Below are 12,586 nucleotides of genomic sequence, written 5' to 3' on the forward strand. Positions count from 1 at the left end.
GGAGCAAAAAATGACAACTCCAGAATCCTCGGTCTCACATTCCGCTGAGGCTACCTCCGGCGCGGCCCGCTGGCCGCAATACGTCGTCGGTCTCGGCGTGCTGCTGACCGGCGCTGCGCTGGCCTTCGGCGCCATCGGCATTTCTTCCGAAGCCGGCTACGGCGGCGTCGGCCCCAACTTCCTGCCCTGGATGGTCTCGATCGTCCTGATGGTCTGCGGCGCGTGGATCACCTGGGAAGCGTTCAGCGGGGGCTTTCGCGAGCTCGACGCGCCCTCGGGCGCCGACACCGCCTACTGGCCCGGCTTCATCTGGGTGGCGGCGGGCCTGCTGCTCAATGCGGCGCTCATCACCAGCATCGGCTTCATCCTGAGCTGCGCGCTGTGCTACCTGCTGGCCGTGCAGGGCCTGCGCCGCGCCGCCGGGCAGGCCAAGGTCAACGCACCGGCCACCTGGGTCACCGACTTGGTGACGGGCCTGGCGATCTCGGCCCCGGTCTTCTGGATGTTCACCAAGTTCCTGGCCATCAGCCTGCCGGGTCTCACCAGCACCGGCTGGATCTGAGCGGAGCCACGCCAAATGGATATCTTCAACGCACTGATGACCGGCTTCGCGGCCGCGATCACCCCCATCAACCTGCTGTGGTGCCTCATCGGCTGTGCCCTGGGCACGGCCGTGGGCGTGCTGCCCGGCATCGGCCCCGCCGTGGCGGTGGCGATGCTGCTGCCGATCACCGGCAAGGTCGACATCACGGCCTCGATGATCTTCTTCTCGGGCATCTACTACGGCGCCATGTACGGCGGCTCGACCACCTCGATCCTGCTGAACACGCCCGGCGAAACCGCCAGCATGGTCACGGCGATGGAAGGCAACAAGATGGCCAAGAGCGGCCGCGCGGGCGCCGCGCTCGCCACCGCGGCCATCGGCTCCTTCGTGGCCGGCACCATCGCCACCGTGGTCGTCACGCTGTTCGCGCCCTTCGTGGCCGACTACGCCGTGCGCCTGGCGGCGCCCGAGTACTTCCTGCTGATGCTGCTGGCCTTCACCACGGTGAGCGCGGTGCTCGGCAAGAGCACGCTGCGCGGCATGACGGCGCTGTTCGTCGGCCTGGCCATCGGCTGCGTGGGCCTGGACCAGATCACCGGCCAGGGCCGCTACACCGGCAACATGCCCGAGCTGCTCGACGGCATCGAGATCGTGCTGGTGGCGGTGGGCCTCTTTGCGGTGGCCGAGGTGCTGTACGCCGTGCTGTACGAAGGCCGCGTGGTCGAGGGCCAGAACAAGCTGACCCGCGTGCACATGACCTCGCGCGACTGGAAGCGTTCCATTCCCGCCTGGCTGCGCGGCGCGGCCATCGGCACGCCCTTCGGCTGCATCCCGGCCGGCGGCACCGAGATCCCGACCTTCCTGAGCTACGCCACCGAGAAGAAGCTCGCGAAGGACGCCGATGCCAAGGCCGAGTTCGGCACCACCGGCGCCATCGAAGGCGTGGCCGGCCCCGAGGCCGCCAACAACGCCACGGTGACTGCCGCGCTGATCCCGCTGCTCACGCTGGGCATTCCCACCTCGAACACCACGGCCATCATGCTGGGCGCGTTCCAGAACTACGGCATCCAGCCGGGCCCGCAGCTGTTCACCACCTCGGCCGCGCTCGTCTGGGCGCTGATCGCTTCGCTGTACATCGGCAACCTGATGCTGCTGGTGCTGAACCTGCCGATGGTCGGCCTGTGGGTCAAGCTGCTCAAGATCCCGAAGCCGCAGCTGTACGCCGGCATCCTGATCTTCGCGACCGTGGGTGCCTACGGCATGCGTCAGAACACCTTCGACCTGTTCCTGCTGTTCGGCATCGGCCTCCTGGGCGTGGTGATGCGGCGCTTCGACTTTCCGACCGCGCCTGTGGTGGTCGGCATGATCCTCGGCCCGCTCGCCGAAGCCAACCTGCGCAACGCCATTGCCATGGGGCAGGGCAGCCCGATCGTGTTCTTCCAGCGCCCCGAGTCGATCGTGGTGATCATCGCCATCGTCGCCGTGCTGGTGCTGCCGCGCCTGGCCAAGCGCATGAGCGAACGCAAGCTGAAGCGGCTGGCGCAGCTGGACGCCTGACGCGACCGACTTTCTTTTTCGGTTCACATGCCGCGGGCGATTGGCGCCCGCGGCATTTTTTTTGAATGCGCCTGCGGCGCCAAGGGGCTTGACCGCGCAGTCATCACCGCGTCGCCGCATGTCCCCAGAATGGCGGCTTCGTTCGGGGTACCGCTTGCATCGCCCGCATTCCATGCCCGGTACGGCAGGGGTGTGACGAGGTATTCCCATGAAGAGTCCACAGACTCTGGCCTGGCTGCTGCTTGCGGCCAGCGTGGCGGCGGAAGTCGCCGGCACCATCGCCCTTCGCCATGCCGAAGGGTTCACCCGCCTGTTGCCATCGCTGCTCACCGCCGCCTGCTATGCCGGCGCGATCTGGCTCATGTCGCTCGCGGTGCGCGAACTGGATGTGGGGCTGGGCTACGCGGTCTGGGCCGGTGCCGGCACCGCGCTGATCGCGGTCGCCGGCATGGTCTGGTTCGGTGAAGCGGTCACGCTGACCCGCGTGGTCGGCCTGCTCGCCATCGTGGCAGGCGTGGTGGTGCTGAACATCGAGGCGCGGTAGCGGCTTCACCGCTGCCCGCGCTCGGAGGTCTCAGCGCTGCGGCGCCTCGACCAGGTCGTCGTCGATGTGCGGGTCGGCCGGCTGCCCGCGCACCTTGCGCACGGTACGGCGGATCCAGTGCTCGATGTCGTCCACGTAGGTGAACACGGCAGGCACCACCAGCAGGCTCAGCACCGTGGAGGTGATCAGCCCGCCGATCACCGCCATCGCCATCGGCGAGCGGAAGCTCGAGTCGGCGGTGCCGAAGCCCACGGCAATGGGCAGCATGCCGGCGCCCATGGCGAGCGTGGTCATGATGATGGGCCGCGCGCGCTTGTGGCAGGCGTCGCGCAGCGCGTCCCAGCGGCTCATGCCGTGGTCGCGGCGCGCCACGATGGCGTACTCCACCAGAAGAATGGAGTTCTTCGTGGCGATGCCCATCAGCATGATCAGGCCGATCAGCGAGGGCATCGACAGCGCCTTCTGCCCGATCAGCAGGCCCACGAAGGCGCCGCCCAGCGCGAGCGGCAGCGCGCACAGGATGGTCACCGGGTGCAGGAAGTCCTTGAACAGCAGCACCAGCACGATGTAGATGCACAGCACGCCCGTGAGCATCGCCAGGCCGAAGCTGGCGAACAGCTCGGTCATCACTTCGGCGTCGCCCACCTCGGCGATGCGCACGCCCGGCGGCAGCTTCTGGATCGAGGGCAGGGCCTCGACGGCGGTCTTGGCATCGCCCAGGCCCACGCCCGACAGCTCGATCTCGAAGTTGACGTTGCGCGAACGGTCGTAGCGGTCGATGACGGCCGGGCCGCCTTCCATCGTGAGCGAGGCCACCTGGCTCAGCATGACGGGCCCGCGCGCGCCCGGCACCGACAGGCGACCGATGAGGTCGAGGTCTTGCCGTGCCGAGTCTTCGAGCTTCACCACGATCGGCACCTGCCGCTGCGCGAGGTTGAGCTTGGCCAGCGCCTGGTCGTAGTCGCCCAGCGTGGCCACGCGCAGCGTCTCGGCGATGGCCGAGCTGGTCACGCCCAGGTCGGCGGCGCGCGCGAAGTCGGGGCGCACGGCGATCTCGGGGCGGATCAGGCTCGCGGTCGAGGTGATGTTGCCCAGGCCGGGAATGGTGCGCAGGTCTTTCTCGACCGCACCCGCGGCGGCCGACAGCGCCACCGGGTCTTCGCCCGTGAGCACCAGGATGTACTTCTCGCCCGAGCCGCCCAGGCCCACGGTGCTGCGCACGCCGGGCAGGGTTTCGAGCGCGGTGCGGATCTCTTTCTCGATCACCTGCTTGCGCGGCCGGTCGCCGCGCGGGTCGAGCTGGATCGTCAGCGTGGCCTTGCGCGTCTCGGGCGTGCCGAAGTTCGCGAACGGGTCGCCGCCGGCGCTGCCGCCCGCCACCGTGGTGTAGACGCTCTTCACGTGGTTGATCTTCATCACGCGGCGGCGCGTTTCCTCGGCCGCGGCCGTGGTCTGTGCCAGCGTGGAGCCCGGCGGCAGCGACAGGTAGACCTGCGTCTGCGAGTTGTCGTCGGCCGGGATGAAGCCGGTCTTGAGCAGCGGGATCATCGCCAGCGAACCGAAGAAGAAGAGGGTGGCCATCACCATCGTCTTGAAACGGTTGTGCGTGCTCCACGTCACGGCGCGCATGTACCAGCGCAGCCAGCCCGGCTCCTTCTCGGCGCCGACGATCGGCTTGAGGATGTAGGCCGCCATCATCGGCGTGAGCACCCGCGCCACCACCAGCGAGGCGAACACCGCGAGCGAGGCGGTCCAGCCGAACTGCTTGAAGAACTTGCCGGCCACGCCGCTCATGAAGGCCGTGGGCAGGAACACCGCGATCAGCGTGAAGGTGGTGGCGATCACGGCCAGGCCGATTTCGTCGGCCGCCTCCATGGCCGCCTGGTAGGGCGACTTGCCCATGCGCAGGTGGCGCACGATGTTCTCGACCTCCACGATGGCGTCGTCCACCAATATGCCGACCACCAATGAGAGCGCGAGCAGCGAGATCACGTTGACCGAGAAGCCCAGCAGGTACATGCCGACGAAGGCCGGAATCACCGACATCGGCAGCGCCACGGCCGAGACGAAGGTGGCGCGCCAGTCGCGCAGGAAGAGCCACACCACGATCACCGCGAGGATGGCGCCCTCGTACAGCAGGTGCAGCGAGCCGTCGTACTCTTCTTCCACCGGGTCGACGAAGTTGAAGGCCTCGGTCAGCTCGATGTCGGGGCGCTGCACGCGCAGGTCGGCCAGCGCCTTCTGGATGGCGCGGCCCACTTCGACCTCGCTGGCGCCGCGGCTGCGGGCCACCTCGAAGCCCACCACCGGCTTGCCGTTGAGCAGCGCGGCGGCGCGCGGCTCGGCGATGGTGTCGCTGATGCGCGCCACCTGGTCCAGGCGGATGCGGCGGCCGTCGCTCAGTGCGATCTGCATGTCGGCGAGCTGGTCGGCCGACTGCACGGTGGCCATGGTGCGCACCGGCTGTTCGCTGCCGCCCAGGTCGATGCGCCCGCCCGCGCTTTCGGTCTGCACCTGGCGCAGCTGGCGCGAGATGTCGGCCGCCGAGGCGCCCAGCGCCTGCAGCTTGGCCGGGTCGAGGTCGATGTGCACCTGGCGCGTGACGCCGCCCACGCGGTTCACGGCGCCCACGCCGGGCAGCGCGAGCAGCTTCTTGGTGATGTCGTTGTCGACGAACCAGCTCAGCGCCTCGTTGTCCATGCGCGACGAGGCGATGGTGAAGGCCAGCACCGGCTGGGCCGCGAAGTCGAGCTTGGTGACGACCGGGTCGCGCACGTCGGCGGGCAGGTCGGCGCGCACCTTCTGCACGGCCGAGCGCACGTCGTCCACGGCCTCCTGCACGGGCTTCTCGAGGCGGAACTCGACGATCAGCGTGGCGGCGCCGTCCTGCACCTTGGTCGTGATGTGCTTCAGGCCCTGGATGGTGGCGATGGAGTTCTCGAGCTTGCGCGCGACGTCGGTCTCCAATTGAGAGGGTGCGGCGCCCGGCAGCGAGGCCGAGACGGTGACGGTCGGCAGGTCGATGTCCGGGAAGTTCTGCACCTTCATGGCGTTGAACGACAACAGCCCCCCGAAGGTGAGCAGCACGAACAGCATCACCGCCGGAATGGGGTTGCGTATGGACCAGGCGGAAACGTTCATGGCGTGTTCCTTGTGTTGGCTTATTTAGGCGAAGGGGCGGATGCCCCCGCCTTCGCCGGGGTGGCGGCCGCGGCGGCCGCGGGCGTGGCGTCCACCACGCGCACCAGGTCGCCATCGTTGAGGAAGCCCGCACCCTGCACCACGATCTGCACGCCCTCGGGCAGGGCGTTGGTGATCTCCACGCGGTCCTTCAGGCGGCGGCCGGTCTGCACCTTGAGCTGCGCCACGCGGCCGTCGGGCAGCAGCGTGAAGACGTTGTTGAAGCCGTCGCGCGGCACGATCGCGCTTTGCGGCACCGTCGGCGCGGAACTGCGGCCGAGTTCGAAATCGCCGCGCGCGAACATGCCGGCCTTCACGCCGGTGTTCTGCTGCACGTTGGGCAGGTCGACGTAGACCAGCGCCGCGCGCGTCTGCGGATCGACCGTGGGCGCGATGCTGCGCACCGTGCCCTTCACCTGCGCGCCGCTGGCGCTGACCACGAAGGCCGGCGTGCCCACGGCCACGCGGCCCAGCTCGGCCGAGGTGACTTCGGCGCGCCACTCGAGCCGGCCCTGGCGGATCAGCCGGAACAGCTCGGTGCCGGCGCCCACCACGCTGCCCACCGTGGCGGTGCGCGCGGAGATCACGCCGTCGTCGGGTGCCAGCACCTGCGTGTTGCGCCCGCGCACCTGCTGCGCGGCCAGCACGGCCTCGGCCGCTTCGGCGCGCGCCTTGGCGGTCTGCTCGGTGGTCTGGTACTGGTTGATCTGCTGCTGGCTCAGCGCGCCCGTGGCCTGCAGCGTGCGGGCGCGCGCGGCGTTGCCGGCGGCGTCGGCCGCCGAGGCGCGGGCCTCGGCCAGCGAGGCGCGCGCCTGCGCGATGTCGGCCTGCACCGTCTCGGGCGAGAACACCGCGAGCACCTGGCCCTTCTTCACGGTGTCGCCCACGTTGACGCGCACCTCTGCCAGCTTCAGGCCGTTCGACTCGGAGCCGATCACGGCCTCCTGCCAGGCCGCCACGTTGCCGTTGGCCGCCAGCGTGACGGTCAGTTCGGTGGCCTCGGGCCTGGCGACCGAGACGGTCAGCGCCGGGCGCTGGGTGGGGCCTTTCGCGGCGGGTGCGGCCTTGTCGTCGGCCGGCTTGCGGGTGAGCCACAGGCCTGCGCCAACGACGACGATCAGCGCCAGCAGCGCGAGGACAAGGGTGGAACGCTTCATTGTTTTCATGGCGACGTCGCGACCTTGGCGGCCGGGGTGGTGGTCATAGAGGACGATGCTTCGGCGGGGCGGCTCCAGCCGCCGCCCATCGAGCGGTACAGGGAGACCCAGGCTTCGGTGCTCTCGCGCTGCAGCGAGACGCGCGCGGTCTGCGCGGCGAACAGCGTGCGCCGCGAGTCCTCGAGCTCGAACAGGCTGGCCAGGCCGCTGCTGTAGCGGGCCTGGGTGGCGTCGAACGAGGCCTGGTAGTTCTTCACCGCGCTGTCGGCGTCGGTGCTGCGCGCGGTGGTGGCGTCGAGGTTCACCAGGGCTTCTTCGACCTCGCGCACGGCCTGGCGCACGTTGGCGCGGTAGAGCGACACGGCCTCGGTGTAGCGCGCCTTGGCCGCCTCGGCGTTGGCCGCGCGCGCGCCGCCATCGAGCAGCGGCACGGTGAGCGACAGCGGCCCGACGGTCCAGGTGTCGAGCGATTCGCGAAAGCCGCTGGTGCGGATCTGCATGCGGCCGATCGAGCCCGAGAGCGTGAGCTTGGGATAGCGCTCGGCCTCGGCCGAGCCCACCTCGGCGCTGGCCGCGGCCACGCCGAGTTCGGCTGCGTACACGTCGGGCCGCTGTGAGAGCGCCTGCGCCGGCACGCTGGCGATGGCACCGACCACCGGCAGCGCGCGCTGCGTGGGCGAGGCCGCGAGCTTCTGCGCGAGCGTGGGTTCGTCGAGCCCGCTGAGTGCGACCAGCGCCTTGCGCTGCACCACGCACAGGGCGCGCTGTTGCGTGAGGCGGCCCGAGGCGTCGGAGGCACTGGCACGCGCCAGCGCGGCGTCGGCCGGCGCGGTGAAGCCGGCGCGCGCCGACAGGTCGGTGAGCCGCGCCGTTTCGCCGCGCGACTTGGCATCCGACTCGGACACGTTCAACTGCTGCTGACAGGCGCGCTCGGCGAAGTAGGCATTGGCCGTTTCGGCCGCCACGGCGACACGGGCGTCGTGCCACTTGGCGGTGGCGCTGTCGAGCTTCTGCTGGGCCGCGTCGCGGTCGGCGCGCAGGCGGCCGAACAGGTCGATCTCCCACTTCGACTGCAGGCCGGCCTGCAGCGTGGTGACCGGCGCGGTGGAGGCGCTGCTGCTGCTCGAAGAGCCGCCCGCGCCGAACGACGAGCCCGAGACGCCCCGGCTCGCCGATGCCGTGCCGTCCAGGCTGGGCAGCAGCGCCGCGCCGGCCTGCACGCGCGTGGAGCGCGCCTCGGCCACGCGCGCCGCGGCGCTGGCAAGGTTGGGGCTGGCGGTTTCGGCGGCGGCGATCAGCTCGACCAGCAGCGGGTCGTCGAGCTGGCGCCACCACTCGGCCAGCGCGGCCAGCGAGCCGCCGTGGGGCAGGGGCGCGTGCCATTGCGCGGGGAAGGGCGCCTGCACCGAAGCGGGCGGGCGCGTCAGGCCGCAGCCGGCAAGGCCGAGGCCCAGCGGCAGGCTCAGAACAAGGGCAATCCGTCGGAGTCGTCTCATGGCTTCTTTCTCTGCTCGGCGGCCACCTGGCGGCGGCGTGCGGTTTCGGCCTGGACCAGCGCCATCGCGTAGCCCGTGAGCCGGTCGGCCCAGGTGTCGATGGCGCGCGGCGTGCGCAGCAGCGACGGGCGCAGGGCCTCGATGAAATCCTGGCTCACGTACAGCTGCATCGACAGCCCGGTGATCGCGAAGGTCAGGCGGTGGATGTCGTCGTCGGCGCGCTCCACCTGCAGGTGGCGGCACAGCAGTTCGACGATGGCGCGGTGCGGGCCCTTGATGTCGCGCTCCAGTTCCTTGGCCCACTGGCTGGTGGGCTCCAGCATCTCGCGCATGTGCAGCTGGATGCACTGGCGCACGATCTCGCCCTGCTTGAGCGGATCGATCATGGCCGCCATGCAGATGCGCAGCGTGGCTTCGAGCGACTGGCCGGGCACGTTGCAGGCGGCCACCAGGTCGTTCGAGTCGCTGCCCATCGGCTCGTTGAAGGTGGCGGAGTACAGCCCCTCCTTGTCGCCGAAGTAGTAGCTGATGGCCGAGACGTTCACGCCGGCCTCGCGCGCGATCTCGCGGATCGAGGTCTTGGCGAAACCGTTCTGGGCGAACAGCCGCAGCGCGGTGTGCAGCAGGCGGTGGCGCGCCTCGGCGCCGTCGCTGCGAGGGGCGCGGCGCGGCGACGGCACGGGCGTTGGCGTGAGGGGGTCCCTGGCGTTCATCGGCGCGATTAGAGCATGACTGAAATCAAACGATTGATTTACTTAAGGCTTGCTGAAGGCTTTTGTTTTTGGTTGCATGTGGGCCTGCGCGCGGCAGGGGCGGGTGCCGCACACAGTACGATCCGCGCATGTCCGTCGCTCCCTCTGCCGCCGCACCGCCGCCCGCCTTGCCCCTGGACGCCGAAGGCATCCTCGCGCTCGCCGCGCGCTCGATGTTTCATCTGTTTTCGAGTATCAGCCAGGGCATGTTCCTGGTCGACCGCAGCGGGCGCATCGTCTGGGTGAACGAGGGCTACCGCCGCTTCCTGCCGGCGCTGGGTTTTTCATCCATCGACGAGTTCATGGGCCACATGGTCGAGGACGTGATCCCCAACACCATGATGCGCCGCGTGCTCGAAACGGGCGAGCCGATCCTCATCGACCTGCTGACCAACAAGGCTGGCACCTTCGTCGTGAGCCGCATCCCGCTGCGCGAGGAGCGCGAAGACGGGGAGGGCCTGGGCAAGGTCATCGGCGCCATCGGCATCGTGCTGTTCGACCAGCCCGAGACCACGCTGCAACCGCTCATCAGCAAGTTCGCGCTGCTGCAGCGCGACCTCGACGACGCCCGCCGCGAGCTGGCCAGCCAGCGCAACAACCCGCTGTACCAGCACGCACCCGACGGCCAGCGCCGTTCCAAGTACACCTTCGCGAGCTTCATCGGCAGCAGCCCGGCGGCCGTGGAAGTGAAGCGCCACGCGCGCCGCGCCGCGCAGTCCACCAGCCCGGTGCTGCTGCTGGGCGAGACCGGCACCGGCAAGGAGCTGCTGGCGCATGCGATCCATGCGTCGTCCACGCGCGCCAAGGGCCAGTTCGTCAGCGTCAACATCGCGGCCGTGCCCGACACGCTGCTCGAGGCCGAGTTCTTCGGCTTCGCCCCCGGCGCCTTCACCGGCGCCGACAAGCGCGGGCGCGAAGGCAAGTTCAAGCTGGCCGACGGCGGCAGCCTGTTCCTCGATGAGATCGGCGACATGCCGCTGGGCCTGCAGGCCAAGCTGCTGCGCGCGCTGCAGGAAGGCGAGATCGAACCGCTGGGCTCCAACAAGCTGATTCCCTTCGACGCCCGCGTGATCGCCGCCACCTCGCGCGACCTGCCCGAGCTGGTGCGTCGTGGCCTGTTCCGTGAAGACCTGTACTACCGCCTGAACGTGCTGCCGCTGCGCGTGCCGCCGCTGCGCGAACGCCGCAGCGACATCCCGGCGCTGGTCGAGGCACTGGGCGAAGACATGGCGCTGCGCAGCGGCGAGGCGCCGCCCGAGCTCACGCCCGACGCGCTTGCGCTCTTGGCCGGCCAGCACTGGCGCGGCAACATCCGCGAGCTGCGCAACGTGCTGGAACAGGTGACGATGCGCAGCGACTCGCAGCGCATCGACGCGGCGCAGCTCGAACGCATCCTGCGCGAAGCGGGGCTGGAGCAGATCGAGGCGCCCGATACCTCGCACAGCCTGCGCGACGTCGACCAGGAGGCGGCGCTGCTGCGCCCGCTGTCGCAGCAGGTGGCCGAGCTGGAACGCAAGGCGATCGCCGCCGCGCTTGAAAGCACCGGCGGCAACAAGCTCGCGACCTCGCGGCTGCTGGGCATCTCGCGCGCCACGCTGTACGAGCGCATGACGGGGATGGGCCTCTCATGAGCGTCAAGGCACTGCGTTCCACCTTCGGCCCGAACTGCCATTGGTGCGGGCTGCCGATGGACTTCGACGAGCCGCACGGTCGGCCCGAGTCGGCCACCATCGAACACCTGCTCGACGCCACGATGGGCGGCGTGCGCCAGCAGAAGCACCGGCGCCTCGCGCACGCGGTGTGCAACCACACGCGCAACGAGCTGCGGATGCGGGCCGAGCGCGAGTTCGAGAGCTGGCTCGCGGCGCGCCGCGACTCTGCTGGGAAACCCTGACTGATCAGCAGACAGTTGTCTGAAATAAAGACAACGCAAATGCACTGAAATCAGGCGAAACCGGTTGCGACCGAATGAGGAAGCCTTTGTTATCAATGGCTTAGGTAGGTGGCACGAACTGTGCAATATTCAGTCACCTTTATCAGGAGACAAGACATGCACCGTCGCCACCTCATCGCCCTGGCCGCCCTGGGCGCCACCGTTGCCACCATGCCCGCCTGGGCCCAATCGAACGAGATCCGCATCGCCCACGTCTACAGCAAGACCGGCGCGCTGGAGGCCTACGGCAAGCAGACGCAGACCGGCCTGATGATGGGCCTGAACTACGCCACCGGCGGCACGATGATGGTCAACGGCAAGAAGCTCGTGGTCATCGAGAAGGACGACCAGGGTAAGCCCGACCTGGGCAAGTCGCTGCTGGCCGCCGCGTACTCCGACGACAAGGCCGCGCTCGCGGTCGGCCCGACCGCTTCGGGCGTGGCGTTGGCCATGCTGCCGGTGGCCGAGGAGTACAAGAAGATCCTGATCGTCGAGCCCGCCGTGGCCGACTCGATCACCGGCGACAAGTGGAACAAGTACATCTTCCGCACCGGCCGCAACTCGAGCCAGGACGCGATCTCCAACGCCGTGGCCATCGACAAGGCCGGTGTCACCGTCGCCACGCTGGCGCAGGACAACGCCTTCGGCCGCGACGGCGTGAAGGCCTTCGGCGCCGCGCTGAAAAAAGCCAAGCTCGCGCACGAGGAGTACCTGCCGCCCGCCACCACCGACTTCACGGCCGGCGCGCAGCGGCTGATCGACAAGCTCAAGGACCAGCCGGGCCGCAAGATCATCTGGATCGTCTGGGCCGGCGCGGGCAACCCGTTCAAGATCGTCGACCTCGACCTGAAGCGCTACGGCATCGAGATCGCCACCGGCGGCAACATCCTGCCGGCCATGGCGGCCTACAAGTCGCTGCCGGGCATGGAAGGCGCGGCCTACTACTACTTCGGCATTCCGAAGAACCCGGTGAACGAGGCGATGGTCGCGGCCCACTACAAGGAATTCAAGACGCCGCCGGACTTCTTCACGGCCGGCGGCTTCTCGGCCGCGATGGCAGTGGTGACGGCGCTGAAGAAGACCAACGGCGACACCGGCACCAACAAGCTCATCAGCACCATGGAAGGCATGAGCTTCGACACGCCCAAGGGCAAGATGACCTTCCGCAAGGAAGACCACCAGGCGATGCAGTCGATGTACCACTTCAAGATCAAGGCCGACCCCGCGTTCGCGTGGGGTGTGCCGGAGCTGGTGCACGAAATCAAGCCCGAAGAGATGGACATCCCGATCAAGAACAAGCGCTGAACACGGCGCTGATCGTTCCCTGAACCCGCGGCGCGCATGCAGGCGCCGCCCCCTTTTCGCCCCGGATGGCCGCCGGGCGAAGCGCCAGCCTGCGTCCGCGCACGCTGTCGCGCTCCAC

Annotated in this window: 10 protein-coding genes; 6 read left to right on the top strand and 4 right to left on the bottom strand. The window is 69.1% G+C overall.

Annotated elements, in window-relative coordinates; translation table 11 throughout:
- The first annotated feature begins 10 nt into the window (after positions 1–10).
- The 3 genes from AC07Y4_RS06305 to AC07Y4_RS06315 all read left to right on the top strand — a co-directional run bounded on the left by AC07Y4_RS06305 (position 11) and on the right by AC07Y4_RS06315 (position 2,645).
- On the top strand, positions 11–562 hold the full coding sequence (locus AC07Y4_RS06305) for a tripartite tricarboxylate transporter TctB family protein (RefSeq protein WP_062482508.1): 552 nt from the start codon (positions 11–13) through the stop codon (positions 560–562).
- 15 nt (positions 563–577) lie between these two features.
- Positions 578–2,101 carry a tripartite tricarboxylate transporter permease gene (locus AC07Y4_RS06310; protein ID WP_354343496.1) on the top strand — a complete coding sequence of 508 codons (1,524 nt, stop codon included), beginning with the start codon at positions 578–580 and terminating at the stop codon, positions 2,099–2,101.
- Positions 2,102–2,309: 208 nt separating this feature from the next.
- Positions 2,310–2,645, top strand: coding sequence for a DMT family transporter (locus AC07Y4_RS06315; RefSeq protein ID WP_095745062.1), 336 nt, complete (start codon positions 2,310–2,312; stop codon positions 2,643–2,645).
- A gap of 30 nt (positions 2,646–2,675) precedes the next feature.
- On the opposite strand, the gene AC07Y4_RS06320 is transcribed toward AC07Y4_RS06315, so the two are convergent.
- Genes AC07Y4_RS06320 through AC07Y4_RS06335 form a run of 4 tightly spaced genes read right to left on the bottom strand, consistent with a single transcriptional unit; the run spans position 2,676 to position 9,191 of the window.
- The gene (locus AC07Y4_RS06320) at positions 2,676–5,786 is read right to left on the bottom strand and encodes an efflux RND transporter permease subunit (RefSeq protein ID WP_487847104.1); all 3,111 of its coding nucleotides are present in this window, start codon (positions 5,784–5,786) and stop codon (positions 2,676–2,678) included.
- Between the two features lie 20 nt (positions 5,787–5,806).
- Complete coding sequence (locus AC07Y4_RS06325) at positions 5,807–6,991, bottom strand: efflux RND transporter periplasmic adaptor subunit (RefSeq protein ID WP_487847103.1); 1,185 nt, start codon at positions 6,989–6,991, stop codon at positions 5,807–5,809.
- Positions 6,988–8,478 carry an efflux transporter outer membrane subunit gene (locus AC07Y4_RS06330; protein WP_487847102.1) on the bottom strand — a complete coding sequence of 497 codons (1,491 nt, stop codon included), beginning with the start codon at positions 8,476–8,478 and terminating at the stop codon, positions 6,988–6,990. The genes AC07Y4_RS06325 and AC07Y4_RS06330 overlap by 4 nt, the downstream gene beginning before the upstream one ends.
- On the bottom strand, positions 8,475–9,191 hold the full coding sequence (locus tag AC07Y4_RS06335; RefSeq protein WP_070060446.1) for a TetR/AcrR family transcriptional regulator: 717 nt from the start codon (positions 9,189–9,191) through the stop codon (positions 8,475–8,477). The genes AC07Y4_RS06330 and AC07Y4_RS06335 overlap by 4 nt, the downstream gene beginning before the upstream one ends.
- Positions 9,192–9,319: 128 nt before the next feature.
- Here AC07Y4_RS06335 and AC07Y4_RS06340 point away from each other — a divergent pair, with 128 nt between their 5' ends.
- The 3 genes from AC07Y4_RS06340 to AC07Y4_RS06350 all read left to right on the top strand — a co-directional run bounded on the left by AC07Y4_RS06340 (position 9,320) and on the right by AC07Y4_RS06350 (position 12,468).
- Positions 9,320–10,861 carry a sigma-54 interaction domain-containing protein gene (locus AC07Y4_RS06340; protein ID WP_062475896.1) on the top strand — a complete coding sequence of 514 codons (1,542 nt, stop codon included), beginning with the start codon at positions 9,320–9,322 and terminating at the stop codon, positions 10,859–10,861.
- Complete coding sequence (locus AC07Y4_RS06345) at positions 10,858–11,124, top strand: hypothetical protein (RefSeq protein ID WP_095745066.1); 267 nt, start codon at positions 10,858–10,860, stop codon at positions 11,122–11,124. The genes AC07Y4_RS06340 and AC07Y4_RS06345 overlap by 4 nt, the downstream gene beginning before the upstream one ends.
- Before the next feature lie 156 nt (positions 11,125–11,280).
- Positions 11,281–12,468 (top strand): substrate-binding domain-containing protein, encoded by a 1,188-nt coding sequence (locus tag AC07Y4_RS06350; RefSeq protein ID WP_070060448.1) that lies wholly within the window; start codon positions 11,281–11,283, stop codon positions 12,466–12,468.
- Positions 12,469–12,586 lie beyond the last annotated feature (118 nt).

This window comes from Variovorax sp. GW460-12-1-14-LB1 (genome assembly GCF_059423605.1).

Coding starts and splice junctions, on each gene's coding strand:
- AC07Y4_RS06305 (WP_062482508.1), top strand. CDS start 11: ATGACAACTCCAGAATCCTCGGTCTCACATTCCGCTGAGGCTACCTCC.
- AC07Y4_RS06310 (WP_354343496.1), top strand. CDS start 578: ATGGATATCTTCAACGCACTGATGACCGGCTTCGCGGCCGCGATCACC.
- AC07Y4_RS06315 (WP_095745062.1), top strand. CDS start 2,310: ATGAAGAGTCCACAGACTCTGGCCTGGCTGCTGCTTGCGGCCAGCGTG.
- AC07Y4_RS06320 (WP_487847104.1), bottom strand. CDS start 5,786: ATGAACGTTTCCGCCTGGTCCATACGCAACCCCATTCCGGCGGTGATG.
- AC07Y4_RS06325 (WP_487847103.1), bottom strand. CDS start 6,991: ATGAAAACAATGAAGCGTTCCACCCTTGTCCTCGCGCTGCTGGCGCTG.
- AC07Y4_RS06330 (WP_487847102.1), bottom strand. CDS start 8,478: ATGAGACGACTCCGACGGATTGCCCTTGTTCTGAGCCTGCCGCTGGGC.
- AC07Y4_RS06335 (WP_070060446.1), bottom strand. CDS start 9,191: ATGAACGCCAGGGACCCCCTCACGCCAACGCCCGTGCCGTCGCCGCGC.
- AC07Y4_RS06340 (WP_062475896.1), top strand. CDS start 9,320: ATGTCCGTCGCTCCCTCTGCCGCCGCACCGCCGCCCGCCTTGCCCCTG.
- AC07Y4_RS06345 (WP_095745066.1), top strand. CDS start 10,858: ATGAGCGTCAAGGCACTGCGTTCCACCTTCGGCCCGAACTGCCATTGG.
- AC07Y4_RS06350 (WP_070060448.1), top strand. CDS start 11,281: ATGCACCGTCGCCACCTCATCGCCCTGGCCGCCCTGGGCGCCACCGTT.